Origin of the sequence: Fictibacillus nanhaiensis, assembly GCF_019801215.1 — a bacterium.
Taxonomy (GTDB): Bacteria; Bacillota; Bacilli; order Bacillales; family Fictibacillaceae; genus Fictibacillus; species Fictibacillus nanhaiensis_C.
Map to the genome: position 1 here is coordinate 36,231 of NZ_JAHVJO010000002.1, position 24,871 is coordinate 61,101.

The 24,871-nt window shown below is 39.1% G+C and carries 26 protein-coding genes, 1 pseudogene and 1 riboswitch; of the genes and pseudogenes, 1 reads left to right on the plus strand and 26 read right to left on the minus strand.

Going from position 1 to position 24,871, the window contains the following annotated elements:
- Positions 1-74: 74 nt before the first annotated feature.
- The 20 genes from KUV80_RS08730 to KUV80_RS08825 form a co-directional block, all read right to left on the minus strand.
- Entirely contained in the window at positions 75-257 is a 183-nt protein-coding gene (locus KUV80_RS08730) for a hypothetical protein (RefSeq protein WP_222462341.1), read from the minus strand.
- Positions 258-389: 132 nt separating this feature from the next.
- Positions 390-1,232: a DUF72 domain-containing protein gene (locus KUV80_RS08735; RefSeq protein WP_222462342.1), complete on the minus strand. Its 843-nt coding sequence runs from the start codon at positions 1,230-1,232 to the stop codon at positions 390-392.
- Positions 1,233-1,262: 30 nt separating this feature from the next.
- Complete coding sequence (nfsA, locus tag KUV80_RS08740) at positions 1,263-2,009, minus strand: oxygen-insensitive NADPH nitroreductase (protein ID WP_222462343.1); 747 nt, start codon at positions 2,007-2,009, stop codon at positions 1,263-1,265.
- 399 nt (positions 2,010-2,408) lie between these two features.
- On the minus strand, positions 2,409-2,828 hold the full coding sequence (locus KUV80_RS08745; protein ID WP_222463113.1) for a VOC family protein: 420 nt from the start codon (positions 2,826-2,828) through the stop codon (positions 2,409-2,411).
- A gap of 230 nt (positions 2,829-3,058) precedes the next feature.
- A complete protein-coding gene (gene sufB / locus KUV80_RS08750) occupies positions 3,059-4,456 on the minus strand; it encodes a Fe-S cluster assembly protein SufB (protein ID WP_137791777.1) in 1,398 nt (465 codons plus the stop codon).
- A gap of 51 nt (positions 4,457-4,507) precedes the next feature.
- A complete protein-coding gene (gene sufU, locus KUV80_RS08755; protein ID WP_222462344.1) occupies positions 4,508-4,948 on the minus strand; it encodes a Fe-S cluster assembly sulfur transfer protein SufU in 441 nt (146 codons plus the stop codon).
- Positions 4,938-6,158 (minus strand): cysteine desulfurase, encoded by a 1,221-nt coding sequence (locus KUV80_RS08760; RefSeq protein ID WP_222462345.1) that lies wholly within the window; start codon positions 6,156-6,158, stop codon positions 4,938-4,940. Before KUV80_RS08760 ends, sufU begins: the two co-directional genes overlap by 11 nt.
- Before the next feature lies 1 nt (position 6,159).
- The gene (gene sufD / locus KUV80_RS08765) at positions 6,160-7,461 is read right to left on the minus strand and encodes a Fe-S cluster assembly protein SufD (RefSeq protein ID WP_222462346.1); all 1,302 of its coding nucleotides are present in this window, start codon (positions 7,459-7,461) and stop codon (positions 6,160-6,162) included.
- A gap of 19 nt (positions 7,462-7,480) precedes the next feature.
- A complete protein-coding gene (sufC, locus tag KUV80_RS08770) occupies positions 7,481-8,266 on the minus strand; it encodes a Fe-S cluster assembly ATPase SufC (RefSeq protein ID WP_222462347.1) in 786 nt (261 codons plus the stop codon).
- 240 nt (positions 8,267-8,506) lie between these two features.
- Positions 8,507-8,659 carry a hypothetical protein gene (locus KUV80_RS08775; protein ID WP_222462348.1) on the minus strand — a complete coding sequence of 51 codons (153 nt, stop codon included), beginning with the start codon at positions 8,657-8,659 and terminating at the stop codon, positions 8,507-8,509.
- 244 nt (positions 8,660-8,903) lie between these two features.
- A complete protein-coding gene (locus tag KUV80_RS08780) occupies positions 8,904-9,284 on the minus strand; it encodes a carboxymuconolactone decarboxylase family protein (protein ID WP_222462349.1) in 381 nt (126 codons plus the stop codon).
- Positions 9,285-9,557: 273 nt separating this feature from the next.
- Entirely contained in the window at positions 9,558-10,376 is an 819-nt protein-coding gene (locus KUV80_RS08785) for a MetQ/NlpA family ABC transporter substrate-binding protein (protein ID WP_222462350.1), read from the minus strand.
- A gap of 23 nt (positions 10,377-10,399) precedes the next feature.
- On the minus strand, positions 10,400-11,068 hold the full coding sequence (locus KUV80_RS08790; RefSeq protein ID WP_222462351.1) for a methionine ABC transporter permease: 669 nt from the start codon (positions 11,066-11,068) through the stop codon (positions 10,400-10,402).
- Complete coding sequence (locus KUV80_RS08795) at positions 11,061-12,086, minus strand: methionine ABC transporter ATP-binding protein (RefSeq protein WP_222462352.1); 1,026 nt, start codon at positions 12,084-12,086, stop codon at positions 11,061-11,063. Before KUV80_RS08795 ends, KUV80_RS08790 begins: the two co-directional genes overlap by 8 nt.
- 115 nt (positions 12,087-12,201) lie before the next feature.
- Positions 12,202-12,326, minus strand: a riboswitch (SAM riboswitch).
- A gap of 77 nt (positions 12,327-12,403) precedes the next feature.
- The gene (locus KUV80_RS08800) at positions 12,404-12,748 is read right to left on the minus strand and encodes a hypothetical protein (protein ID WP_222462353.1); all 345 of its coding nucleotides are present in this window, start codon (positions 12,746-12,748) and stop codon (positions 12,404-12,406) included.
- 121 nt (positions 12,749-12,869) lie between these two features.
- Entirely contained in the window at positions 12,870-14,000 is a 1,131-nt protein-coding gene (locus KUV80_RS08805) for an anti-sigma-I factor RsgI family protein (RefSeq protein ID WP_222462354.1), read from the minus strand.
- Between the two features lie 88 nt (positions 14,001-14,088).
- Positions 14,089-14,844: an RNA polymerase sigma-I factor gene (gene sigI, locus KUV80_RS08810; protein WP_222462355.1), complete on the minus strand. Its 756-nt coding sequence runs from the start codon at positions 14,842-14,844 to the stop codon at positions 14,089-14,091.
- 469 nt (positions 14,845-15,313) lie between these two features.
- A complete protein-coding gene (locus KUV80_RS08815) occupies positions 15,314-15,655 on the minus strand; it encodes a thioredoxin family protein (RefSeq protein ID WP_222462356.1) in 342 nt (113 codons plus the stop codon).
- A gap of 10 nt (positions 15,656-15,665) precedes the next feature.
- Complete coding sequence (locus KUV80_RS08820; protein ID WP_222462357.1) at positions 15,666-16,706, minus strand: PQQ-dependent sugar dehydrogenase; 1,041 nt, start codon at positions 16,704-16,706, stop codon at positions 15,666-15,668.
- A gap of 6 nt (positions 16,707-16,712) precedes the next feature.
- Positions 16,713-17,060, minus strand: a complete 348-nt coding sequence (locus tag KUV80_RS08825) for a toprim domain-containing protein (RefSeq protein ID WP_246625134.1) — start codon at positions 17,058-17,060, stop codon at positions 16,713-16,715.
- 286 nt (positions 17,061-17,346) lie between these two features.
- Between KUV80_RS08825 and KUV80_RS08830 the strand changes: the two are divergent.
- Positions 17,347-17,628 (plus strand): annotated as a pseudogene (locus KUV80_RS08830) (KGG domain-containing protein); the annotation flags it as partial.
- A 64-nt stretch (positions 17,629-17,692) separates the two neighbouring features.
- Here the strand turns inward: KUV80_RS08830 and KUV80_RS08835 are convergent.
- The 6 genes from KUV80_RS08835 to KUV80_RS08860 all read right to left on the minus strand — a co-directional run bounded on the left by KUV80_RS08835 (position 17,693) and on the right by KUV80_RS08860 (position 24,646).
- The gene (locus tag KUV80_RS08835) at positions 17,693-17,932 is read right to left on the minus strand and encodes a YusG family protein (RefSeq protein WP_222462359.1); all 240 of its coding nucleotides are present in this window, start codon (positions 17,930-17,932) and stop codon (positions 17,693-17,695) included.
- Positions 17,933-17,996: 64 nt separating this feature from the next.
- Complete coding sequence (gene gcvH, locus KUV80_RS08840; protein WP_222462360.1) at positions 17,997-18,383, minus strand: glycine cleavage system protein GcvH; 387 nt, start codon at positions 18,381-18,383, stop codon at positions 17,997-17,999.
- Between the two features lie 73 nt (positions 18,384-18,456).
- Positions 18,457-18,819, minus strand: a complete 363-nt coding sequence (locus KUV80_RS08845) for an arsenate reductase family protein (protein WP_246625135.1) — start codon at positions 18,817-18,819, stop codon at positions 18,457-18,459.
- 430 nt (positions 18,820-19,249) lie between these two features.
- Complete coding sequence (locus KUV80_RS08850; RefSeq protein ID WP_222462362.1) at positions 19,250-21,034, minus strand: acyl-CoA dehydrogenase family protein; 1,785 nt, start codon at positions 21,032-21,034, stop codon at positions 19,250-19,252.
- Positions 21,035-21,052: 18 nt separating this feature from the next.
- Positions 21,053-22,234, minus strand: coding sequence for an acetyl-CoA C-acetyltransferase (locus tag KUV80_RS08855; RefSeq protein ID WP_222462363.1), 1,182 nt, complete (start codon positions 22,232-22,234; stop codon positions 21,053-21,055).
- Between the two features lie 15 nt (positions 22,235-22,249).
- The gene (locus KUV80_RS08860; RefSeq protein WP_222462364.1) at positions 22,250-24,646 is read right to left on the minus strand and encodes a 3-hydroxyacyl-CoA dehydrogenase/enoyl-CoA hydratase family protein; all 2,397 of its coding nucleotides are present in this window, start codon (positions 24,644-24,646) and stop codon (positions 22,250-22,252) included.
- Positions 24,647-24,871 lie beyond the last annotated feature (225 nt).

Sequence of the window (24,871 nt, forward strand, 5' to 3'; positions counted from 1 at the left end):
CAGCTTTTCCTTTTATATAAAAAGCCATAAAAAAAAGAAGACTCCAAAAGAAATTCTTTTTTTGGCCTCTCCTCTTATACTTTAAACCGGTCTTTTGTAACTTTTAAGGATATGAGATTGATACATAATACAAGAGTCAGGAATTGGATTCGTTTAGAGTTGTTCGTTAATATGTAGACAAAAAGCAAATAAATGCCGCTGACGACAAAGGCTACTTGCAAGTAGTACATCATCTGAACCAACTTTTTAAAATCCAAATAAATCCCCACTTTCCTCATCTGCTTCACAGTATTCAATTCACTTTATAAGTATATCAGGCATTCTTAAAAATTAAATCTTTTCCAACTTTTTGAAACCTATTTGTAATATAAGGGAAATTGTTGTTTTTATTAAAATAGGTCAAGCTGTCGAGGTGCGAGGAAATCGTATTGTATATCTAAAAGTTCTATCATTTGTTTTGCATTATCAGCTGCATCTCCACCGGAATTGTTATTAAATAATAGAGTAAGATTTTTTGTACGGGATGCTATTGATTGAATTCGTTCCTTCCACTCTTTCAATTCTGAATCATTATAACGATAGAGATAACGAACTTCTCTCCAATTAGGCTGTCCTTGATTATTCCATCCGTACACGTTTCTACCGTGCATCCGAATCAATGTCTTTTCTTCAGTGGCATGCATAACAATCGGAACGGAACCTGTCCCAGCCTGAGGTTCATCACAAACCGTGTATATCCAGCCTTCTTCATCAATGAAACTCAACGTTTTCTCCTTGACCTCATCACTAAACCACGTTTGATTTCGAAACTCTAGAGCCACAGGGATGTCACCCATCATCTCTTTAGCAAATCGAAGAATCTGAACATTTTCTTTTTTGCAATCAAACCAAGGTGGATATTGAAAAAGAACCATCTCTAATTTTTTTGAATCAATCACCGGCTGTATGGATTGAATAAACGCTTCGAACATTTGTTTTACTGAATCAAAAGGTAACTTCCCTCTAGCATGACCTGTCATCCCCTGATAAGCTTTAACAACAAAAGAGAAGTCTTTAGGGGTAGCTGAAACCCACTTTTCATAGTTTTTGACAGGCTGCACCGCATAAAAAGAGGAATCGACCTCTACGATAGGAAAGTGTCCGCTGTAAACGGCTAGCTTTTCTCTTGAAGGAGTACCATCAGGATAAAGTGATTCGTGGTCTCCCCAACCCGTAACACCTATTTTAATCATGTTTTAAACTCACCTGCCTCTGTAAGTTTTCTATGTTTTATTTAATCCTTTTCCGTGAACGAAGTCTTTCATGTATGTACGTTTTGGAACTGTCATCGAACTCGTTATTTGAGTAACCCAGCCTTCTGTACGTTTGCCACCAGTACGCTTTGTATAATAGTCAGATGTTTCTTTTTCATACTGCTTCAGCAGCTTTTCTGTCTCTTCCTTCTTCTGATACCCATTTCTATGAAAAACAGCGGGAAGCGGTAAGCGAGGTTTTTTAACTGGTTCAGCGTCTGGATAGCCAACCGCCATGCCAAACAGAGGCAGAACATGTTCCGGGCAATCCAGCAAGTCTGAAACCTCTTTTAAATGGTTTCGAATCCCGCCAATATACACGATTCCTAGCCCGAGAGACTCAGCTGCAATTGCCACATTTTGTGCTGCAAGAGAGGCATCTACCGTACCTACGATAAACGCTTCCGTTGATTGAATCGTTTCGTCTATGTTCGCATCCATCATCTTTGCGGCGATTGAGTGACGATGATAATCCATACAAAAAACAAAGAAGTACCCATTTTCAGCTACATAAGACTGGTTTCCTGCAAGCTCTGCAAGACGAACCTTCTTCTCCAAATCGTCCACACCGATAATCGTACACACTTGCTGATAGCTTGAAGTAGATGCGGCTTGTGCACACTCCACTAATTTCAATAAGACTTCATCGCTTATTGGTTCCTGCTTAAACTTTCTGATTGAACGATGATTCAAGATGGTTTCTATTGTTTCATTCATCATTTAGTCTCCCTTGTTTTTCCTATGTATAAAGCTGACGAAAAGCGATGCATTGCATTTTAATTTTTTTTAGGAAAAACTCATTTCCTATACTTCATCTTAACATATTATAATTTTCTCACCCTTTCAACAGAGCCTTAATACTTTAACAGCTTATAATTCGATCTGAAGGCCACAAGCCCTAAATCAATCATCTGATTATGAGGTGGAAAATAACAAAAAGACCATGGTAGATATCAATTCCCATGGTCTTTTATCGATTTAAGGACGCTCTAGAACCTCGGTGAGTATATGGTGAATGACTTCACCTGTGTTTTTTCAACCGAGTAAGCCTCCTGTCCATTAGCAAACAGGAGGCTTTCTTTGTTAGTGAAGCGAAAATTTGTTTCTTTATAACTGCTACTCTGGGACGTTCACATTAAAAATAACTCCTAATTTATCTTTTATCATTCCGTACAAAGGGCTAAAATCTGTCTTATGAAGGGGTATAATGACTTGTCCTCCTTCTTCCAAAGCGGCGAATATTTCTCTCGCTCTTTCCTCTTCCTTAGGATGAATAGCAATCTGTATGTTATTGCCTTGCTGATAAGGCATACCTTCATATGTATCGGAGAACATGAGGTCTGCGTCGCCTACTTTCAAATGTGCATGCATAACGCGATTCTTCATGTCATCCGTCAACGGGAAATTTGGGTCACCCGGCATATCTCCGTACGTCATGATACTCATCACTTTCCCGCCAAGCACTTTCTCGTAAAAATGGACAGCTTCTCTTGTAGTACCGTCAAAAAATAGATATGGGTTCAAACTAATGGACATCATTTAACAACCCCTTTGGAATAATTTACCTCATAAATAATACATCAAAATGGAACTTGAGTAAACTGGACGGACAAACTTAATTGATATTGTCCCAATAATTGCATCATATAGAATTTGATTAAGTGAATAACTTAAAAAAACAAGTAGGAATTAAAAATAGACAGGATACTCATTTGAACATAAAAAAGACCCTGGTATAATCCTTATATACCAAGGTCTTTTTGAGTTTATCCGATTGAACCTTCCATCTCGAACTTGATCAGGCGGTTCATTTCAACTGCATATTCCATTGGAAGCTCTTTCGTAAATGGCTCGATGAAGCCCATTACGATCATTTCCGTTGCTTCTTGTTCGGAAACACCACGGCTCATAAGATAGAACAACTGGTCTTCAGAAACTTTAGAAACCGTTGCTTCATGCTCAAGTGTGATGTTGTTGTTTAAAATTTCGTTGTAAGGAATCGTATCTGACGTGGATTGGTTATCCATGATAAGCGTATCACACTTAATGTTGGATTTAGATCCATCAGATTTACGTCCGAAGTGAGCGATTCCACGGTATGTTACTTTACCGCCATGCTTCGAGATCGACTTTGATACGATGGTAGAAGAACAATCTGGTGCAAGGTGCAATACTTTTGCTCCTGCGTCCTGATGCTGTCCTTTACCTGCGATAGCGATAGAAAGAATCGTACCCTTCGCTCCACGGCCTTTCATGATAACAGCTGGATATTTCATCGTCAGACGAGATCCGATGTTTCCATCTACCCATTCCATCGTAGCGTTTTCTTCAGCTACAGCACGCTTTGTCACTAAGTTATAGATATTGTTTGCCCAGTTTTGAATCGTTGTATAACGGCAATATGCGTTTTTCTTAACGATAATCTCTACAACCGCACTATGAAGCGAGTTTGTAGAATAAACCGGTGCTGTACAACCTTCTACATAGTGTACAGAGCTATCTTCGTCAGCAATAATCAATGTTCGTTCGAATTGACCCATGTTCTCTGAGTTGATTCGGAAGTATGCCTGAAGTGGAGTATCACACTTTACGCCCTTAGGTACGTAAATAAATGATCCACCAGACCATACTGCAGAGTTTAGAGCTGAAAACTTGTTATCGGTTGGAGGAATAATCGTTCCGAAATGTTCACGGAAGATTTCTTCGTGCTCTTTTAAAGCAGTATCTGTATCTGTAAAAAGAATACCTAAATCAGAAAGGTCTTCTTTCATGTTGTGGTAAACAACCTCTGATTCGTACTGTGCAGATACACCTGCAAGGTATTTTTGTTCAGCTTCTGGAATTCCAAGCTTGTCAAAAGTCGCTTTGATTTCAGCAGGCACTTCATCCCAAGACTTTTCAGATTTCTCAGATGGCTTAACATAATACGTAATATCATCAAAGTTTAAGTCCTTCATGTCTCCGCCCCATTGTGGCATTGGCATTTTATAGAACTGCTCTAATGACTTCAAACGGAATTCAAGCATCCATTCAGGCTCGTTCTTCATGCGTGAGATCTCTTCTACGATCTCTTTTGTTAACCCACGCTTCGATCTGAAAATGGAAACGTCTTTATCTCTAAAACCATATTTATATTCGCCGATATCCGGCATTTTCTTAGCCATTGCAGAATCCCTCCTTACTGGATTGGCACTCTAAAACTTTTCAATAGGAACTTATTCTTCCTCTTCTTTTCCTACACCCTGCTCCATGGCCTTCCACGCGAGTGTGGCACATTTTATCCGGGCAGGGAATTTAGAAACGCCTTGAAGAGCTTCAAGATCTCCAAGATCATACGTTTCATCATCATAGTCGTTCCCTAACATCATATCATAAAAAATGGTTGCAAGCTTCACTGCATCTTCTACTGCTAGACCTTTAACAGCCTGAGTCATCATGGAAGCAGATGCAAGACTAATGGAACAACCTTCACCGTCAAACTTCGCTGATTCAATCTTTCCATCTTCCACTTTTAATGTAAGCTGGATGCGATCGCCGCATGTAGGATTGTTCATATTGATCGTTAAGGCACCATCTTCCAAAGTCCCTTTGTTGCGTGGGTTCTTATAATGGTCCATGATCACTTGCCTGTAAAGCTGATCTAAATTAGAAGACATGACCGAAATACTCCTTTGCTGTTGTAAGTCCTTTTACGAAAGCATCGACGTCATCTTCAGTATTATACAGATAAAAACTAGCACGAGCCGTTGCTGTAACATCCAGCCATTTCATGAGCGGCTGCGCACAGTGGTGGCCAGCTCTGACAGCAATTCCTTCAGAATCAAGAACAGTTGCCACATCATGAGGATGAACGTCGTCTAAGTTAAACGTCACAAGACCTGCACGTTTCTTCGGTCCGAAAACCGTAACTCCTTCAAGCTCTGATAAACGTTCCATCGCGTAATCAGCAAGTTCATGCTCTAATTTTAAAATGTTATCAAGACCGATATCCTCAAGAAAATCGATAGCCGCGCCTAACCCTATCGCACCAGCGATGATAGGTGTACCGCCTTCAAACTTCCACGGAAGCTCTTTCCATGTAGATTCTTGAAGACCGACAAAATCAATCATCTCACCACCGAATTCAACAGGATCCATCTTGTTGAGAAGTGCTTTTTTACCGTATAGAACACCGATTCCGGTAGGGCCACACATTTTATGTGCAGAAAAAGCAAAGAAATCACAATCAAGATCTTGAACGTCTACTTTCATGTGAGGAGCGCTCTGTGCACCATCCACCATCATGACCGCTCCATTTTTATGTGCGATCGCTGCTATTTCTTTTATAGGATTAATCGTTCCTAGAACGTTTGATACCTGCATAACCGAGACAATTTTAGTATGCTCTGTTATTGTTTTTTCAACATCTGCAAGCTCGATCGTCCCATCTGGTTGCAATGGAATGTACTTAAGGGTTGCCCCTGTAGTTTTAGCAACTTGCTGCCAAGGAATGATATTGCTGTGATGCTCCATTGGAGTAATCACGATCTCATCACCTTCTGCAAGGTTTGCCATTCCGTAACTTCTAGCGACTGTATTAATAGCCGTTGTCGTTCCTCGCGTAAAAATGATCTCTTGAGTAGATTTTGCACCGATAAAACGGCGAACCTTTTCACGAGCTCCTTCATAACCATCTGTTGCTCGCGTACCAAGTGTATGAACACCACGGTGAACGTTGGAATTGTATTCTTTATAATAACGATCGATTGCTTCAATAACTTGTATAGGTTTCTGAGAAGTGGCTGCACTGTCAAGGTAAACGAGAGGTTTGCCGTTAACTTCCTGATTAAGGATTGGAAACAGCTTTCTCCATTCGTTTGCACTCATGTTAGCGCACTTTCCTTTCAATAACCTCTACTAAACGTTTTTTAACTGATTCTAATGGCATTTGGCTTACTACCGGTGCCAAGAATCCGTGGATGATCAGACGTTCTGCTTCAGCTTTTGAAATTCCGCGGCTCATTAAATAGAACATTTGAAGCGGATCGATACGCCCAACAGATGCTGCGTGTCCAGCTGTTACATCATCTTCATCGATCAAAAGAATCGGGTTCGCATCACCACGTGCTTTTTCACTTAGCATAAGAACACGCTCAGTCTGCTCGCCATGAGACTTTGTAGCACCATGCTCAATTTTCGTAATACCGTTAAAAATAGAGCTGGCATTATCTTTCATTACCCCATGTGTCAAGATGTAACCTTCAGAACTTTTACCGTGGTTAAAAATTTGCGCCACGAAGTTTTGTTTTTGATCACCACGCCCGATTGTTACAGTTTTCGTATCTGTGAAAGAACCGTCACCAATCAAATGTGTCGTATTATCAGATACCGTGTTTCCGTCGTTGAACTGACCTAATGCCCATTCAATACGAGCATCACGCCCAGCACGGCCTCTGCGGTTTACGTAAGAAGTCATTCCTTTTGCAAGGTTATCAACCGCTCCGTAAACAACTTTAGCGCCGCTAGCTGCAAACACTTCTGAAACGATGTTCGTTACTGAATCTGTATTGTCATTTGTAGAAAGATAGTTCTCTACATAAGTGACAGAACTATTGTCTTCAACAGCAATGATGACATGGTTGAACAAAGCTGCTTTATCATCTTGATAATAGACAGCTTGGATCGGTGCAGACAGTTCCACATTCTTTGGAACATAGAGGAAGGCACCATTCACAAAAAGTGCTGCATGCAATGCTGTTAAACGGTTTTCGTCAATAGAAACCGCTTCTTTCATAAAATACTTTTTAACTAAGTCTTCGTGTTCTTTAGCTGCTGTTAAAAGATCTGTGTAGATGACACCTTGATCTTTAACGTCTTGTTCCAACGCAGCATACACAGGTGTACCATTATGGATAACAAGAACATTTTTCGCTTCTTCTTCAGAACCGATCAATGCTTTTACGTCTTCCGGAAGCTCATTAAATGCTACCGCTTTACCCGTTGCTTCATGTTTAAACTCAGTAAAGTTCCATTTATCAATCTTAGTTTTATCCGGTTTAGGCATTGGCAGGTTTTGCGCCAATTCCAATGCTTGCAAACGAAGCTCCTGCAACCAAGCGGGTTCCTGTCTGCTGTTTGAAAAACCGTTTACGTAGTCCTTATCGAATCTTAGGCTCGTATCAACTGACATGTATAGTCCCCCTTATGGCTTACGCTTCTTGACCGACAGTTTCGTCTTTGATTCCTAGTTCTTCTTTAATCCAGTCATAACCTTCTGCTTCAAGGCGATGAGCCAGCTCAGGTCCACCAGATTTAACAATTCGTCCTTGCATCATAACGTGTACTTTGTCTGGAGTGATGTAGTTCAACAGACGCTGGTAGTGAGTAATGATCAAGCATCCAAAATCAGGGCTGCGCATATCGTTAACCCCTTTTGCTACAACTTTTAGTGCATCGATATCTAGACCAGAGTCAATTTCATCTAGGATGGCAAGCTTTGGCTCAAGCATCATCATTTGCAGAATTTCGTTACGCTTCTTTTCTCCACCAGAAAAACCTTCATTTAAATAACGGTGTGCAAACGTGTTATCCATTTCAAGAAGGTCCATTTTTTTATCGAGTTCACGAATAAATTTCATAAGAGAAATCTCTTCGCCTTCTTCGCGTTTTGCGTTGATAGCAGAACGAAGGAAATCGGCGTTAGTAATTCCGCTTACTTCTGATGGATATTGCATAGCTAGGAATAACCCTGCTTGTGCACGCTCATCCACTTCCATTTCCAGAAGATCTTTACCGTTAAAAGTAACTTTTCCTGAAGTTACTTCATATTTAGGGTGACCCATTAAGGCTGCAGAAAGAGTTGACTTTCCTGTACCGTTTGGCCCCATAACTGCATGGATTTCTCCACCATTTATTTCGAGATCTAAACCTTTAATAATCTCTTTATCTTCAATCGAAACTCGAAGATCTTCAATCTTTAAATTAGGTGCTGACATAATACAACCTCCAATATGAAATCATTCTCAAGATTTTTTGACAAAAGGCACAAAATAGCCATTCTCAATTTATTCTCATTCTAATCTTATAACAAATGAAAAGTATCTTCAAGGGAACGGGTCATGAACTTTAATATTGTTGACCGATTACGAGTTGTTTAATTAAGGAAATTAAAAAAAGGATAACTTTATAGGCAGTCTTTCACCTATAAGTCATCCTTTAAATATGTTTGTGATTTTTTACATCAAATTATTTTTATTCGCACTTGCTGCTACTTCTAATCCTTTTTTATACTCTTTTTCGCGGTTTTTCTCAATTTCTAACCGCTTCTCCAAATCCCTCTCATACTCTGCAAAACCGCATCCATGTGACTGGTGCATCGCTTTTTCCATTTCAGACGTATGCTTTATTTTAATGGGGTGGATAATGAATCAATCCTTTCGATTTTAATAATATTAGCGTATCAGCAGACCATTTTTTCCTCAACCTGCATATCGCCCCATACATCATCGTGTAAAGGATTATATAAGGCAATGGAATACCAAAATATTGAATTCTGCTTTATCCTGCTGAATCCGCCATATTCCTTCCATAACCTTTATCCATGGTTCTTAAACTTATTTAAAATCGAAAATGTTAATGTCTTGGTTTATTCAGCTCTTTTATACATTCTTGTACAAGGGTAACTCCTTGACTCATGGCAGCTCCACCGCCAAATGCTGCGGATACGCCAATTGCTTCTAGGATCTCATTTTCTGAGCACCCTTGATCAAGGCAACCTTTTGTATGATAGATGATGCAATACTCATCTTGAGAATAGATGCTGATTCCAAGTGCAATCAGCTGCTTATATTTTTCAGAGATCTCACCCTCTTTAAAACAATGTCGGGTAAATTCGTTAAAGGCATGTGTCAGCTCAGGCATGTTTTCATTGTATTTTCCTAATCCCTCTTTATATCGGATCAGATGATATTGGGTAGAGTTAGATCCTGGCAGCGGCTGTTCTTCTTGTTTCATTTGATTCACTCCTGTCACGTTTTAGTAAACAGCATTAGTATGAGTTATTTTTGCCACTGATATGTAAGAAGAAAGGCTTCTAAAGAAATACACCATCACATAAAAAGACTGTATTATCACATAAATAAAGCCTTTCATTATATAAAATTTATATTAATCACATAAAAATAGGTCTTCATCACATAAAAATACATTTTATCCCATTTCACGTCCACTTCGAAGTGAGCCAACTAAAAAAGGGTGCCTCCTCTTCTGGAGACACCCTTCATTCATTTATTCTTTTACAGGAACGACTGCACCTTCATATTTCTTTTCGATGAATTCCTGGATTTCTTTTGAACGCAACACTTCTACTAAAGCTTTAATCGATTTTTTGTCTTTATCTCCTTCACGGACTGTAATAATGTTTGTGAATGGAGAATCAGTACCCTCAAGCGCGATAGAATCTTTTTGCGGATTTAAACCAGCGTCGATCGCATAGTTTGTATTGATTAGTACGGCGTCACCCTCACCATTTTTATAGGCTTTCGGAAGCATACCAGCATCAACATCTGCTTTGAAGTTAAGGTTTTTCGGGTTTTTTACAATGTCTTTTAGTTGAGCTTCGTAACCTGCGCCTTCTTTAACTTTGATCAAGCCTTCTTTTTCTAAAAGAGCAAGCATACGGCCATGGTCAGCTACTGAATTAGACATGATGATCGTTGCACCTTCTGGTAGCTCTTCTAATGATTTGTATTTTTTTGAATAAACACCGATCGGCTCGATGTGAATGCCGCCTGCATTTTCAAATTTATATTCATGATCTTTCATTTGCGACTCTAAATAAGGAACGTGCTGGAAGTAATTCGCACCAATTTCTTTTTCGGCAAGTGATTTATTTGGCAGCACATAGTCTTGAAACGTTTTAATCTCAAGCTCAATGCCTTTTTCTTTTAAAAGGGGTTTCGCTTCTTCTAGGATTTCTGCATGAGGCACATTTGATGCACCTACTACAAGCTTCTCCTCACTGATGCCACCTTCTGTTTTGTTACCGCATGCTGCTAATGCTGCTGTAAGTATTGCTAATAATAAAATAGATACTATTTTTTTCATATGATTCTCCTCCTATTTGTTTGTTAACGTTTATCTAATGATGTTGTAGCTTTATCTCCTATCCATTGGATAACAAATACGATTACTAATATCAGCACGGTTGAGACAAGAGTCACATCTGCATTGTCACGCTGATAACCTTCCATGTATGCCAAGTTGCCTAACCCACCAGCACCTACAACGCCTGCCATTGCCGTATAGCTGACAAGCGCAATGGCTGTAACGGTTATCCCTGACACCAATGCCGGTGTACTTTCTGGAATAAGGACCTTAAAGATGATTTGAAAATTGGTAGCACCCATTGATTTAGCCGCTTCAATTACACCTTTATTAATCTCCCGTAAAGCGATCTCCACCATACGTGCGTAAAATGGAGCTGCACCTACAATTAGAGCGGGAAGTGCTGCTTCCGCTCCGAGCATTGTTCCTACAATAAAACGAGTAAACGGAATTAAGAGAATGATCAATATGATGAAAGGTATAGATCGAAACACATTGACAATAACAGCGATTATTCCATTAAGGAATTTGTTTTCCCATAAGTTTCCTGGAGCTGTTAAAAATAACGCGAGTCCAAGTGTTAGTCCTAAAATAAAGGTAACAAATACAGAAATAGAAGACATATATAACGTTTCTTTAGTGGCTTCTAAAACTACATCCCATTGAACGTTCGGAAACCATGTATTAAGCATTATGAATCACCTCAACTTCTACCTGTACACTGTTTAAAAATTCCATGGCTTTCGCCAAAGCTTCATCATTTCCTTTGATTTGTATAAAAAGCGTACCGTATGGACCATTTTGTGTTTGTGTTATTTTCCCTTGCAAAATATTCACATCGACTTCGTAATGTCTAATTAATTCTGTGATTAAAGGCTGACCCGCACGACCTCCGACAAATGTCAGTTGAACGATTCTTCCTTCAGGAAATTCTTGAACAAATTGTTTAATTGTATCCACTGTTTCTTCAGGCTCTGTAACTTGTTTAACAAAATCTTTAGTGATTGGTTTTTTAGGATTTTTAAAGACGCTAAGCACATCGCCTTCTTCTACCACCTTGCCTTTCTCCATTACAGCGACACGGTGACAGATTTTTCGAATAACATGCATTTCATGAGTGATTAATACGATTGTCAGTCCCAGCTTTTTATTGATCTCTACAAGAAGATCCAAAATACTGTCAGTGGTTTTAGGATCTAATGCAGAAGTAGCTTCATCACATAATAAAACCTTTGGCTCATTCGCGAGTGCTCGAGCAATACCAACACGCTGCTTTTGCCCTCCGCTTAACTGTGAAGGGTAGGAGCCGCCTCTTCCTTCTAATCCAACAAGATCGATCAGCTCATCAACACGCTTTTTAATTTTCGCTTTTGGATATCCCCCAATCTCTAAAGGAAAGGCAATGTTTTCTCTAACCGTTCTTGACCACAGCAAGTTGAAGTGTTGAAAGATCATACTAATTTCTTGTCTCGCTTGTCTTAATTTCTTTGGTGAGAGTTCAGACATGTTCTTACCGCTGATTGTAACCGTCCCACTTGTTGGTCTTTCCAGCATGTTAAGAATCCGGATAAGTGTGCTTTTCCCTGCTCCGCTATAACCAATAATGCCGTAAATTTCTCCTTGCTTTATGTCTAGATCTACCGTATCCACAGCCTTTACTTCACCATCTTTGGTTTGAAAGACTTTACGGACTGATTGTAAATTAATCAAGATAACTGACCTCATTTCCTATCTGTAATTCTTATTTAGTAAAGGTTGTTGCTATAAAAAAATGCCCTTCTGCTTCAATATGAGCAGAAAGGCATAATATATTCTATGCGTGTTCTCCTCATCTCCCAAGACATTAAAATGCCTTGCAGGAATTGGCACCTTTCTAGTTGTTTAAGATTACATACAACTAGCGGTTGCCGGGTTTCATAGGGCCAGTCCCTCCACCTCTCGTGATAAGTTAAGCGTTGCGTTATTAAGTTAAAGCGTTACAATCGTTGAATCACTGAGATGAATAATATCATCACTGTCGATATGTGTCAAATATTTTTTGCGTTTTTCATTAATACGCCTTCAGAAATTTGTTCCCAATGTGAACTTAAATAAAAAATGGCTTCCCATTTTAGACGCTGCCTTAGAGTTCCATGAAATTCAACCATCTCTTGGCGAAGCAAAGTTGTAAGCTTCATTTTCCCTTCCAGCATTAAGGAAAGATATCTTGGGTTCCCTTTGAATACAACCATTCGGTTGCGTTCTCCCTCTCTGTAATCAATTCTCAATGTCATTTCATCATTCAGTTTAAAATGAGGTTTTACCGGAATATTATACAGTGGCAAGTACGGACTTTTAGCAATCTGATTTTCAAAAAAATGAACATCCAGCATATAAAGATCCCCCCGAATTTGTTGTTACTTGACCGATTCGAGGGGAAAGTTTATTTACCTTTATAAATTGTTCGACAGCTCGAAGAAATCGTTTTTCTAATTACGACATCTTTAAGCATAATTAGTGTTTACCATGCTTTTTGTCTCTTTGTTTTTTCTGTTTATCTTCTTTTTTCTGTTCCTTTATAAAATCCTGTTGTTTTAATTCCTTTTTGAGGACTTTGTTCTTCTCTTTTTGCTGCACATTATTTAATGCCTTATTACGTTGAGGGTTGCTTTTCTGATCTTTGTTTTTATTCTTGTTTACATGCTTTAAAGGCTTTTCAGCATTCTTTTGCGCGTTTTTCAGAAGAACGTTTTGATCTTGCTCTTTTCTTTTTTTGTCTTTTTTCTTATCCTGCTTTTTACTTTCTATTTTTGACAATTCTGGCTGTTCATCTTTCTTAATTTCATGTTGTGAAGATTTAATTTTGCGCGGGTGGGGTACAACCTGAATTTCATTTGAAGAAAATACATTCGTTTCAAGTTCTCGAATGGTTGCCTTGTTGATTTTTTCTTTAGAAACTAATTTTTCATTTTTGTTTGCTTGTTGATATGCCTTATATTTTCCAGAAGAGACCCCTAGATGTTTTGCCTTTTTACGAGTGTCGTTATTGGTTTCAGAAACCGTAATCGTGACCGGGTATTTTACCACAGTCTTCTTAACGATAGAATCGACAGCTGTATGAAGTGCTTCTTCTGTTTTCCCATTACTTTTTTTATTAGATATAGTTGTGATAAGCATAGAGTGGTTTGATTTCATGTAGCCTTCTGTTTCATACGCTTTCATAAGAAGGTTCGCAAATTCATCCAACGATAAATGTTTATCAACAGTTAGGTGATATTTCGTAATGATTTCCTTTGCTTCGTCGTTAAATGTTTCGATTTCAACGACTTCCATAGCATCATCTATGCCTACCTCTAAGCTCGGGTTAATATCGAAGCTTACATAGGCTGCAGCAGCTGGCTGATTTCCTGGGGGAAATAGACCGGATAAAAAGATTACAGCAACTAAAGCTGCAATTGATAACGAAATCGATGGCAGAACAAATAGACTTCCTTTTCTTTGCGAAAAATAAGAAGCCTGGTATTCCCTTCCTACATGTGGACGTTTGCCAGTTGGTATTCTAACCGTTACAAACGTTCCGTCTTTCATGAGCAAGGTTGCTTTTTTGTTGGAAATCTCAATTACAATGCCGCTGCCGTTCTTCAATGGTATCCCTCCCGCATGTAGCAGGATCAGTAGAAATTACAGGTAAGAGGAGCAAACCCCTCTCACCATGTAACCTAGTTACCTCACCTTAAGGCTGAATGTAAGATTTCAGCGCTTGGAAATCGCCTAAATATATTAACGATACCGCTATTATATACTTTCGATTTCTCTCTATGGTTTTTCGACTACAGGATACCATATTTAATAAATCTTTTATTGGTAATTGCTTTTTTTCTTTTAAGAATGCGGCCAGTTCTTCATTTTCCGCCAACAGACGAGCGATTTCCTTAGCATTTTCACGTGCGTCTACATGCTTCGGGCAATGTTTGCTTAATACTTTAAAATTTAATCCGAATGTTTTTAAAAGCTTTTGGTATTCTTCGATCTCATAAACACGATTTTCGACTTGAAGCTGGTCTTCAAAGTGATCCATCGCTGCTTTTTGCTCGGCATAGCTTTCTTCTAAGCGGCCTTCTTCATCTTCTTCATCAGGTTGAAGGAAAATTAATCTGTTCTGACGGACTTCTTTTCGGATATAGTCGATAACACGTCGTCTAATAACCATATCTGCAAACGATAAAAAACGGCTTCCTTGGCCTTCCTGATACTGATCAATTGCCTCATTAAAGGCGAAAAGACCTACGCTAAATTCATCCATTGTTCGATCTATATATTGACTGCATACTTTTGATGTAACTTTTTTAATAAATGGTTGGTAATCACCGATCAATTCGTTTCGTAACTTTTCATCATTTCTTTCTTGGATTGTAAGTACCTTATCTTCTATGCTGTTTAGTTTGTTCTTTGCTATTGGAAATACTGCATTTAAATTTAAAGATGCCATGATTATCAATCACCTCTGTTAAAAAAATTACTTTCGATTTATTTCGTCAGTATTCGTTATTTTAATTTTGATAAAATCATTCTTATTTACCACTTTTGTAAAGGGAGCAAACATATGAACAAGCTCTCCTATTCATTTATACCACGACTTTTGACATTTGTAGGATACAGTTCTATAACAATATTACAGCCCTCGTAACAATTGTGACTTTCTTGTTAAATTACTAAATTATACAAAATAACTGATAATTTGCTTGCTTGCTTATAACCCCTTGTCTTTTCAGGGGGTCCACAAGATTAATAAAACAAAAAAAGACACTCTCTTTTGTTACAGAAGAGTGTGTTAACGACATTAAATTTCCATTTATTTCTTGGAATAAAACCCCCGAAAAAATTTTTTTCCTTAGAATTAGTTTATACATAGAGGAATATGGGGTGTTTTACACATTTTTTTTAGATGTTTTTTCAAATTAAACTTCTTTTTCTAGCGATTTTATCATTGTCTGATAAATATTTCCAGCAGATTGAAGAGCATATACTCGTTTTACTGCTATACCTCTTGAAAGAATTAACAGACAAGGGACACTCGTAATTCCATATTTTTCTGCAAGCTCAGGCATTTCATTGATGTTGCAAATCCCCACTTGAACATTCCTGTCTTTTTGAGTGTTTATCGTCTCTAGAGCCACTTCTAGCATCCGTTTACCCATTTTACAAGTACCGCATAATGGCGTCTCTAAATAAAGAAAGAATGGTTCATCTAAAGATAGATTGATCATATTTTCCCAGCTTTTGCGTGTAATTTCTTTCATATGTACTCCGTTATTTATCTAATGGCATATATAGCAGCCTGTCATCATCGTTAGACGGCTGTCCTCTTCCATCTGTATTGTTTGTAAGAATATACATTCCCTTTTCTACTATAAGAATATCACGAATTCTCCCCTGGTTGTTAAGAACATAGGAAGTTTTTTTAGAAGATGTATTTATTTTAAGTACAGCTTCTCCTCTAAGTAACGCAGCATAAATTGCTCCATCATGATATTGAATGCCTGAAGGTGCCCATGTATCATTACCGGAATGCATCCATGGGGACTCCATGCCTTGTTTCCTCTCGTCTCCCCTTATTTCAGGCCATCCATAATTTTTTCCCGCTTTTATTTTATTCACTTCGTCGTAATGAGAAGAGCCATGTTCAGCAGCATACATCTCACCTTTTTCGTCCCATGTCATCCCTTGTGGATTACGGTGCCCGTAAGTATAAACAGGAGAAGGATAAAAAGGGTTATCTTCAGGGATCGTTCCGTCAGCGTTTATTCGCAATATCTTTCCAGCAAGGCTGTTTATATCCTGTGCCAGTTCTTCCTTTCCGCTATCACCCGTTGTGATATACAACTTTTGATCAGGTCCCCATTCCATTCTTCCGCCATTATGTGTTAACCCCCCAGGAATTCCATCAAGCAGGATACGATTTTCTTTCCATTGCCCATCTGTGAAGGTTAAAACAACAATCCGGTTAATAAGCTTATCTTGTTCTTTGTACGTATAATAGGCATACGCTTTTTTATTCTGCTCATACTTTGGATCGAGTAAAAAACCAAGAAAACCTCCTTCCCCTCCGTCAGGTAAAACCGATGAAAACTCGAGGGTGTAAGAGGTCTTTTTATGATTTGGCCCGATTAAAATAATCCCGCCAGTTCGTTCACTGATCCAAAGATCATTTTGGGCTCTGTTTAATTGCCAAGGAATAGTTAAATGTTTAGCTGCCACTTCCAGTGAAGATGGATTGTTTTGCTCTTCTTTAGAAGGTGCACAACTCGTGGCAAGAGCAAGTGATGTTAAGATGGCAAACCATTTTTTCATCAATAATCATCCTAAACAATTTTTGTGAATATTAAAATGAGCACCTACCAATACTTTTGCCAAGTACATTAGAGGTGTTTTCGCAACTTCTCTGTACATTTTATGAATATATAAATGCTCTGCATTCGGCAGTTCGCGCTGTAGTTGTTTTCTTAATTTATGACCTGCATCATCTGCATCTACGAGGATATATACATCTCGATCTTCAATAGCCAATGCAAGCTCTTCCAATTTATTCAATCCTAAAGTTCCGTTTGTACATATGATTTCTACCGGTTCATTTAAGATCGTTGCCAGTTTATCTTTATCTGATTTACCTTCTACAATGATTACTTTATTCATGCTTCCATTCATTGCTCATCTCTCCTATACATTGAAGACCTATTAAATGAATGCGTCGCTTAATTTATATATTTGCTTTATTTTATTAAAATCCTGCAAGAGATGTTCTTTATTACTATTCCCCTTTTTCAAGAAATTCCTACCCTGTTTTATCCGAGATAAGCTAATTGAACTATTTGTATAAAAATGTGTTTTATTCACTCCTTTTGGAGGTAAGAGATGGAATATAAAAGAGCAAATTTCACAATTAACTTTGTATGAATAGGAGGCGTTTTAATTGGCTGACATTGTAGAAAAAATGAGCAGAGAAGAAGCAGGCCGGATGGGTGGAAAAAAAACCTCCAAAACACATGGGAAAGAATTTTACAAAGAGATTGGAAAGAAAGGGGGAATATCTACTTCTAGAACTCACAAAGCTGATTTTTATCAAGAAATCGGAAGAAAAGGCGGACAATCCACATCTCGTTCTCACAATAAAGAATATTATCAAGACATCGGAAAAAAGGGAGGGAAAGTAACCTCTCAGACTCATGATAAAAGCTTTTACGAGAAGATCGGTGCAAAAGGCGGAAGTACAAGCCAGTAAATGAATTAATCTTAATAAAAGAGGATGATACATTTGCGTATCATCCTCTCAACTTTGTTTAGCACCAGCCTTTGTCACACTCATCCACATACTTTGTAGGATTTGGAATCTCGGGAGGCTTTTCTCGTTTATAAATTTTGTCGGAATCAAATTCGAATCCTTCTGCCATTTCATACATGTTTCCTTGATTTGTAAAACGAATCTGTCCAATTTGATCTTGATCTAAATAAAGCGACATTGAGCCGCCTTTCATTTTTCCGAATACTCTTGAGGTCACATCTCGTCGATCTTGGTTCATAAAAAAATCCCTCCAAAAAAGAAATTAGCGATAAGCCTATTCTTTCCTGAAGAGAATTTTTTCATTAATCTTCTTTAATCAATTCCTCATACTGTTCGGAAGTCATTAATTTTTCAAGCTCAGAGGAATCTGAAAGTTCCACTACAACCATCCATGCTTTTTCATAAGGAGATTCATTCACTAGTTCTGGGCTGTCATCAAGGTCAGCATTTACTTCGACTACTTTTCCAGACACAGGTGCATACAGTTCTGAAACGGTTTTAACAGATTCAACACTGCCAAACGGCTCATCTGCTTTTAACTCATCTCCAACTTCAGGAAGTTCAACAAACACGATATCTCCAAGCTCGTCTTGTGCGAATGCTGTAATACCGATACGAACTTTATTGCCTTCTTCTGATTTTGTCCACTCGTGTTCTTCTGAATAGCGTAACTCTTTTGGAAATTCCATGTGTAATCCCTCCAGCTTTTTCTTTAATTTATAGTAACTACAATAAAATTTTTATTATAGTCCGTAACAATACTTATTGCTTCTTCCAGACCTCTTCGTACTGATCTTCTTTAAAGCCAACCGTTACCTTATTCCCATCTGTGGCAATCGGGCGTTTAATCAGCATGCCATCAGACGCCAATAATTCAAGCAATTCATCATCTGTAGCCGTTTTCATTTTCTCTTTCACACCCAACTCGCGATACTTCATACCGCTCGTGTTAAAGAACTTTTTAATGTCCAACCCACTTTGTTTCACCAAATTTTCAAGCTCGTTTTTAGTAGGAGGATTGTCCACAATATGTACAGGTTGAAAGGCTACTTCATTTTCTTTAAGCCATTTTTTTGCTTTTTGACATGTCGAGCACTTCGGATATTCATATACTGTCAGTAGCATTATATCACCCCTTTTCATAGTACCACAAACTTGTGTCACCTAGAAAACAAGAAATTTTTGCACTTTATATAACAGTCGGCGAAGGGTTTATTTGATTGTTCCTTATTATCTGCGAGGGTATTGGTTGTGCAAAATTTGTCGAGGATTGTAAACTCGTGGATAAACATCAAAAACTTTTGGATTGAGGGGTAAAACTCGTGGATAAACTGCCCAAATTTCTGGATTGATGCATCTTTTTTCTGGAATGAGACGCCTAGATCCTTCTTAATACCCCTTTAGGTATAGTTCGGAATCAGTTTCGGCACCCGAAACTGTACCTGATTTAAGCGGTTTACGATGGGTTCAACATGACTTATCCTTTTTAAAGAAAAAAAGCCCTCCTGCAAAGCAAGAGGGAAAGAATTTTGAAGGTTGGCGTAAATAATAGTAATTAAACGATATAGCGTTCTTCTTCAAGAAGTGAAACGGCAATTTCCCGCTTCTTCTTAATAACATTTACTGGTGTGTGGCGTGTTAATTTCTTTAAAGCGGAAAGCATCATTCTGAGCATATCCCCTTCTTCAACGGCAATGATTGATTCTTTTGCATGTGCTTCAATTCGGTTAAACGCTTCCTGGCAGTACACTTCTGTATAAAGAAGCTTTTGTTTTGCCTTTTCTTCACCAGATCTCGCGATGGCTTTTTCCGTACGTAATAAAACGGATTCCATCGAGTAGATCTCACTGATCATATCAGCAAGGTTAGATAAAACTTCTTGTTCCTGCTCGAGTTTCGGGCCAAACTTTTGAACAGCGAGTCCTGCTGTCATCAAGAAAATTTTCTTTGCCATCGATACTAAATATTTTTCTTGATCAAGCGCTTCTGTTCCTACTTCAACTGGCATGAGCATCATGAGTTCTTGTTGAAGGGCTGTTGCTTTTTGAATAAGCGGCAATTCATTCTTCATCGCTTTTTTCACAAGAGTGCCAGGCACTAACAGACGATTGATCTCGTTCGTTCCTTCAAAGATCCGGTTAATGCGTGAGTCCCGATACATGCCTTCGATCTCATACTCGGTCATAAACCCATATCCACCATGGATTTGAACACCTTCATCAACTACATAATCTAAGGCTTCAGATGCAAATACTTTATTCAATGAACATTCAATCGCATATTCCGCGATTGCTTTTGCTAATTCTCGGCCATCTTTCTGCTTTTCTTCAGATAACGCACCTAGGCGGTTTTCGAATAAGCCAACTGTTCGGTATACAGAGCTTTCAGAAGCAAAAGTTTGAACAGCCATGTTCGCAAGCTTTTCCTGAATTAAGCTGAATGAGCTGATTTTACGTTTGAACTGCTGACGCTCATTTGAATATTTCAGTGATACTTCAAGCCCGCGCTTTGCCGCACCGACACAGCCTAGTGCAAGCTTGTAACGTCCGATATTTAAGATGTTAAAGGCGATAAGGTGTCCTTTTCCCGCTTCCCAAAGTAAATTTTCTTTTGGAACAGCTACATCTTCTAATATCAACGTACGTGTAGAGGAACTCTTAATCCCCATCTTCTTTTCTTCAGGTCCAGTTGAAACTCCCTCATATTCTCGTTCTACGATAAAAGCAGAGAATTGCTCGCCATTGATTTTTGCGTATACAACAAATACATCAGCGAACGCAGAGTTCGTTATCCATTGCTTCTCTCCATTTAAAATATAATGCGTTCCTTCAGCATTTAATTTAGCGGTTGTTCTCGCTCCAAGGGCATCAGATCCTGATCCTGGTTCTGTTAAAGCATAAGCAGCAATCTTTTCACCAGTGGCTAACTCAGGCAGATACTTTTTCTTTTGCTCTTCGTTTCCGAAAAGAACAATCGGCAAGGATCCGATTCCTACGTGAGCCCCATAACTAATCGAAAATCCGCGTCCTCGAGCAAATTTTTCAGTAATGAGAGAAGAAGAGATTTTATCAAGGCCCAGCCCGCCGTATTCTTCTGGAACATCGGCACCTAGTAAGCCAAGCTCACCTGCTTTTGTTAATAATTTGCGGGAAATTTCAAAATCATGATCTTCCATCTTTTCAATTTGCGGTACGACTTCTTTAGCAACAAAATCTTCTGTCGTTTTTGCAATCATATGATGTTCTTCTGAAAAATCCTCTGGCGTAAAGATGTCTGCAGCAGCAACATCTTCAATTAGAAAACTGCCGCCGATCACTTCTTTTTCTGTTGTGTTTGACATGTCATTTATCCTCCCTTTTTATCCAACAAGTTCAAATACGCCTGCTGCACCCATTCCGCCACCGATACACATCGTTACGATGCCAAACTGTTCATTTCTTCGTCTCATTTCATGCAGCAATGTTAGCGTAAGTTTGGTTCCTGAGCATCCGAGTGGATGACCCAGCGCGATAGCGCCCCCGTTTACGTTCACTTTGTCTTCAGGAAGCTTAAGCTCTCGAATAACTTGAACGGCCTGTGAGGCGAATGCTTCGTTTAGTTCAAACAAACCGATATCTGAGAGCTCAAGTCCTGCCATTTTTAAGGCTTTTGGAATTGCCGCTACTGGGCCAACACCCATAATGTCTGGTGCAACTCCAGCCACTGCAAATGAACGGAATTTCAATAGCGGTTTCAATCCTTCAGCAATTGCTTTTTCTCTATTCATGACGAGAACAGAAGCTGCTCCATCACTTGTTTGAGATGAATTTCCAGCTGTTACAGAACCTGTCGGTGTAAACGCTGGTCGAAGCTTGCTCAAAACTTCCAATGAGGTATCTGGGCGTACACCCTCATCGATTGAAACAGCTATCTCTTTTTCAACTAACTTCGCCTGTTCATCCAGCCATCGTTTCATTACTTGAACAGGTACGATCTCATCATTAAACCTGCCTTCTTTAATCGCTGCAGACGCTTTCTGATGACTGCGAACGGCAAACTCATCTTGGTCTTGTCTGGAAACACCAAATCTCTTTGCTACTTCTTCAGCGGTATGCCCCATTCCCATATAATATTGAGGAACGGTTTCTACGAGGTATGGGTTAGGTTTCACAACATGCCCTACTACAGGAACAAGGCTCATGGATTCGGCTCCTCCGGCAATTATGGCATCAGCAGCTCCTAGCATAATTTTTTCTGCTCCATACGCAATACTTTGTAATCCTGAAGAACAGAAGCGATTGATTGTTATGGCTGGGACAGTCTCAGGCAAACCCGCTCGTGCACCGATTAGCCGTGCCATATTCATTCCTTGTTCTGCTTCAGGCACAGCACATCCGATAATTAAGTCATCGATCTGCCCCTCATATCCTCCAGCACGTTTTAACGTTTCTTTAATCGTTACGGCGGCTAGTTCATCAGGTCTCATATGTGCAAAAGATCCTTTTTTTGCTTTGCCGACAGCTGTTCGTGCACCTGCTACTATGACTGCATCTTTTAACATTCGTTTCTTCCCCCCTTAGTTTCTTAGCGGTTTTCCTTTAACAAGCATATGCTGCATTCTTGCCTGGCTTTTCGGTTCGCCTGCAAGACTTAAGAATGCTTCTCTCTCAAGGTCGAGTAAGTATTGTTCGTCTACGAATGTTCCTTCTGGGACTCTTCCACCTGCAAGAACAAACGCTAGCTTTTTAGCAATCTTTAAATCATGTTCCGAAATGTACTGACTGAATTGCATCGTTTGAGCACCAAGTGCCAATGTCGCATATCCAGCTTCACCAACAACCGGAATCTTCTTTTTAACAGGTGGTTTATATCCAAGATCGGCAAGTGAGAGCACCTGACTTTTTGCATCATGCAGCAAATGATCACCATTTGCAGAGATGTTATCTTCATTTCGTAAAAATCCTAGTTTTGCCGCTTCTTGCGCGGAAGTCGACACTTTCGCCATTGCAATTGTTTCGAAAGCTTGATTCGCGACTTTTTGCAAATCACCTTTAGCTCCTTCAGGCAACTGCTCAAGAAGACGAATGTAAAGTTCTTTGTTTCCTCCACCACCAGGAATGAGGCCTACTCCTGTTTCAACAAGCCCCATATAGGTTTCAGAGGACATTTGAAGTCTAGCTGCTGGTAACGAGACTTCAACTCCTCCACCGAGCGTCATCCCGAAATTAGCTGCTACCACTGGCTTTGAACTGTAGCGCACTCTTGCCATCGCTTGCTGGAACTGTCTGACCATCATATCCAGTTCAAAGAAGTTATCATCTTGTGCTTCCATTAGTATGAGCATCAGATTAGCGCCCACACAGAAGTTTTTCCCTTGGTTTCCGATTACGAGCCCTTTGTAATTTTTCTCAACTTCATCGATTGCTTGATGGAGCATCATGATGATTTCAGGTCCGATTGCATTATTTGGAGAAGTAAATTCTAAACCTGCAACATCATCACCTAAATCAATTAATGATGCTCCGCCATTCTTGGCTATTACATGACCTTGCTTTTTTAAACGGCTTAAATGAATCACTTTTTTATTTTCTTCTACTGGAATATATGTTCCGTGATGGTAATAAGATAATTCACTTTCTGTGTTTGTATAGAAGGATGTTTTTTCCGACTGGAGCATTTCTTCCACCCAAACAGGAATCGTCTCACCTTCTGCTTTCATTCTTTCTATGGATTCAGGAAGTCCAATTGCATCCCAAATCTCAAATGGACCATGCTCCCAACCAAATCCCCATTTCATCGCTTGATCGATCGCTACTAAATCATCTGCAATCTCATAGCATTTTTCTGCTGAATAGAGGAGGACTGGTTTGATAATGTTCCAAAGCAATACACCTGCACGGTCATCACTGTATAAAAGCGCTTTCACTTTCTGGTTAGTGGTTTTCATCTGCTTAGCAGCTTCAAGTGTTGCTGTTTTCATTTTAGATCTCGGTTTATATTCTAATGTTTCAGGGTCAAGCTCTAGAATTTCACTTCCAGCTTTACTTTTTTGTTTTAAATAAAAGCCCTGCCCGGATTTGCTTCCTGTCCAGCCTTTTTCGACCATTTCATTAAGAAAATCAGGAATCTCAAAAACTTCTTTTTCTTTCCCGTCTACCTGTTCATAAACATTACGCGCAACATGGAGAAATGTATCAAGTCCTACTACATCAAGTGTTCTGAATGTAGCTGACTTAGGACGTCCTATAAGTGGACCCGTTACAGAATCCACCTCGCCGACACTGTACCCATGTTTCACCATTTCCTGCATCGTGACCATCAGTCCATATGTCCCGATTCGATTGGCGATAAAGTTAGGTGTATCTTTTGCTTCTACGACTCCTTTTCCTAACACATTTTCTCCAAAATTTTTAATAAACTGAACGATCTCAGGTTTCGTATCTTCTGTTGGAATGATCTCCAGAAGCTTTAAATATCTTGGAGGGTTGAAGAAATGTGTTCCTAAAAAGTGTGCTTTAAAGTCTTCAGAACGGCCTTCAGCCATCGCATGGATAGAAATACCAGACGTATTGGATGTAACGATGCTTCCTGGCTTGCGATATTGGTCGATGGTTTCAAACAAACTTTGTTTAACATCCAGTCTCTCTACAACGACTTCAATGATCCAATCAACCTCTTTAAGCTTTTCTAGATCATCCGTTAAATTTCCGATCGTTATCAGATCAAGGTTTTCTTTTACGGCAAGAGGAGCAGGTTTTTGTTTTAGTAATTTTTGAGTAGCTGTTGCTGTAAGTTTGTTACGAAATGCGGGATGATCTTCTGTAATTCCTTTTGCTTTTTCTTCTTCACTTAATGTTGGTGGAACGATATCCAGCAACAAAGTAGGAATTCCGACATTTGCAAGGTGAGCAGCGATGCCAGATCCCATTACACCAGAACCCAGTACGGCAGCTTTTCGGATTTCGCGTGACAAAATAGATGTCCCCCTTTTCATTGAATGTCATTGAATGAACACTCATTCATTTTTTATCGACAAAAAAATTAATCAACCTATATTTAATATAGAATATATTCAGAATTTTAGCAATAGTTGTGTGTTCATTTATAAATTGTTTCAAAATTGTAGGGGGTCTGTCCCGGGACAGACCCCTTTCAATGAAAAAAAAACATCCCTCATTTATTATGAAGAATGTTTTGA

Excerpts from the sequence above, each read along its gene's own strand:
- sufB (WP_137791777.1), bottom strand. The coding sequence starts at position 4,456 with ATGGCTAAGAAAATGCCGGATATCGGCGAATATAAATATGGTTTTAGA.
- sufU (WP_222462344.1), bottom strand. The coding sequence starts at position 4,948 with ATGTCTTCTAATTTAGATCAGCTTTACAGGCAAGTGATCATGGACCAT.
- KUV80_RS08800 (WP_222462353.1), bottom strand. The coding sequence starts at position 12,748 with ATGCTGGATGTTCATTTTTTTGAAAATCAGATTGCTAAAAGTCCGTAC.
- sufD (WP_222462346.1), bottom strand. The coding sequence starts at position 7,461 with ATGTCAGTTGATACGAGCCTAAGATTCGATAAGGACTACGTAAACGGT.
- KUV80_RS08815 (WP_222462356.1), bottom strand. The coding sequence starts at position 15,655 with ATGAAAGAAATTACACGCAAAAGCTGGGAAAATATGATCAATCTATCT.
- sigI (WP_222462355.1), bottom strand. The coding sequence starts at position 14,844 with ATGGCATCTTTAAATTTAAATGCAGTATTTCCAATAGCAAAGAACAAA.
- KUV80_RS08735 (WP_222462342.1), bottom strand. The coding sequence starts at position 1,232 with ATGATTAAAATAGGTGTTACGGGTTGGGGAGACCACGAATCACTTTAT.
- KUV80_RS08850 (WP_222462362.1), bottom strand. The coding sequence starts at position 21,034 with ATGTCAAACACAACAGAAAAAGAAGTGATCGGCGGCAGTTTTCTAATT.
- KUV80_RS08855 (WP_222462363.1), bottom strand. The coding sequence starts at position 22,234 with ATGTTAAAAGATGCAGTCATAGTAGCAGGTGCACGAACAGCTGTCGGC.
- KUV80_RS08780 (WP_222462349.1), bottom strand. The coding sequence starts at position 9,284 with ATGAAACAAGAAGAACAGCCGCTGCCAGGATCTAACTCTACCCAATAT.
- KUV80_RS08745 (WP_222463113.1), bottom strand. The coding sequence starts at position 2,828 with ATGTCCATTAGTTTGAACCCATATCTATTTTTTGACGGTACTACAAGA.
- sufC (WP_222462347.1), bottom strand. The coding sequence starts at position 8,266 with ATGTCAGCACCTAATTTAAAGATTGAAGATCTTCGAGTTTCGATTGAA.
- KUV80_RS08785 (WP_222462350.1), bottom strand. The coding sequence starts at position 10,376 with ATGAAAAAAATAGTATCTATTTTATTATTAGCAATACTTACAGCAGCA.
- KUV80_RS08775 (WP_222462348.1), bottom strand. The coding sequence starts at position 8,659 with ATGGAAAAAGCGATGCACCAGTCACATGGATGCGGTTTTGCAGAGTAT.
- KUV80_RS08825 (WP_246625134.1), bottom strand. The coding sequence starts at position 17,060 with ATGAATGGAAGCATGAATAAAGTAATCATTGTAGAAGGTAAATCAGAT.
- gcvH (WP_222462360.1), bottom strand. The coding sequence starts at position 18,383 with ATGGAATTTCCAAAAGAGTTACGCTATTCAGAAGAACACGAGTGGACA.
- KUV80_RS08845 (WP_246625135.1), bottom strand. The coding sequence starts at position 18,819 with ATGCTACTGACAGTATATGAATATCCGAAGTGCTCGACATGTCAAAAA.
- KUV80_RS08760 (WP_222462345.1), bottom strand. The coding sequence starts at position 6,158 with ATGAGTGCAAACGAATGGAGAAAGCTGTTTCCAATCCTTAATCAGGAA.
- KUV80_RS08790 (WP_222462351.1), bottom strand. The coding sequence starts at position 11,068 with ATGCTTAATACATGGTTTCCGAACGTTCAATGGGATGTAGTTTTAGAA.
- nfsA (WP_222462343.1), bottom strand. The coding sequence starts at position 2,009 with ATGAATGAAACAATAGAAACCATCTTGAATCATCGTTCAATCAGAAAG.
- KUV80_RS08820 (WP_222462357.1), bottom strand. The coding sequence starts at position 16,706 with ATGAAAAAATGGTTTGCCATCTTAACATCACTTGCTCTTGCCACGAGT.
- KUV80_RS08835 (WP_222462359.1), bottom strand. The coding sequence starts at position 17,932 with ATGAACCAAGATCGACGAGATGTGACCTCAAGAGTATTCGGAAAAATG.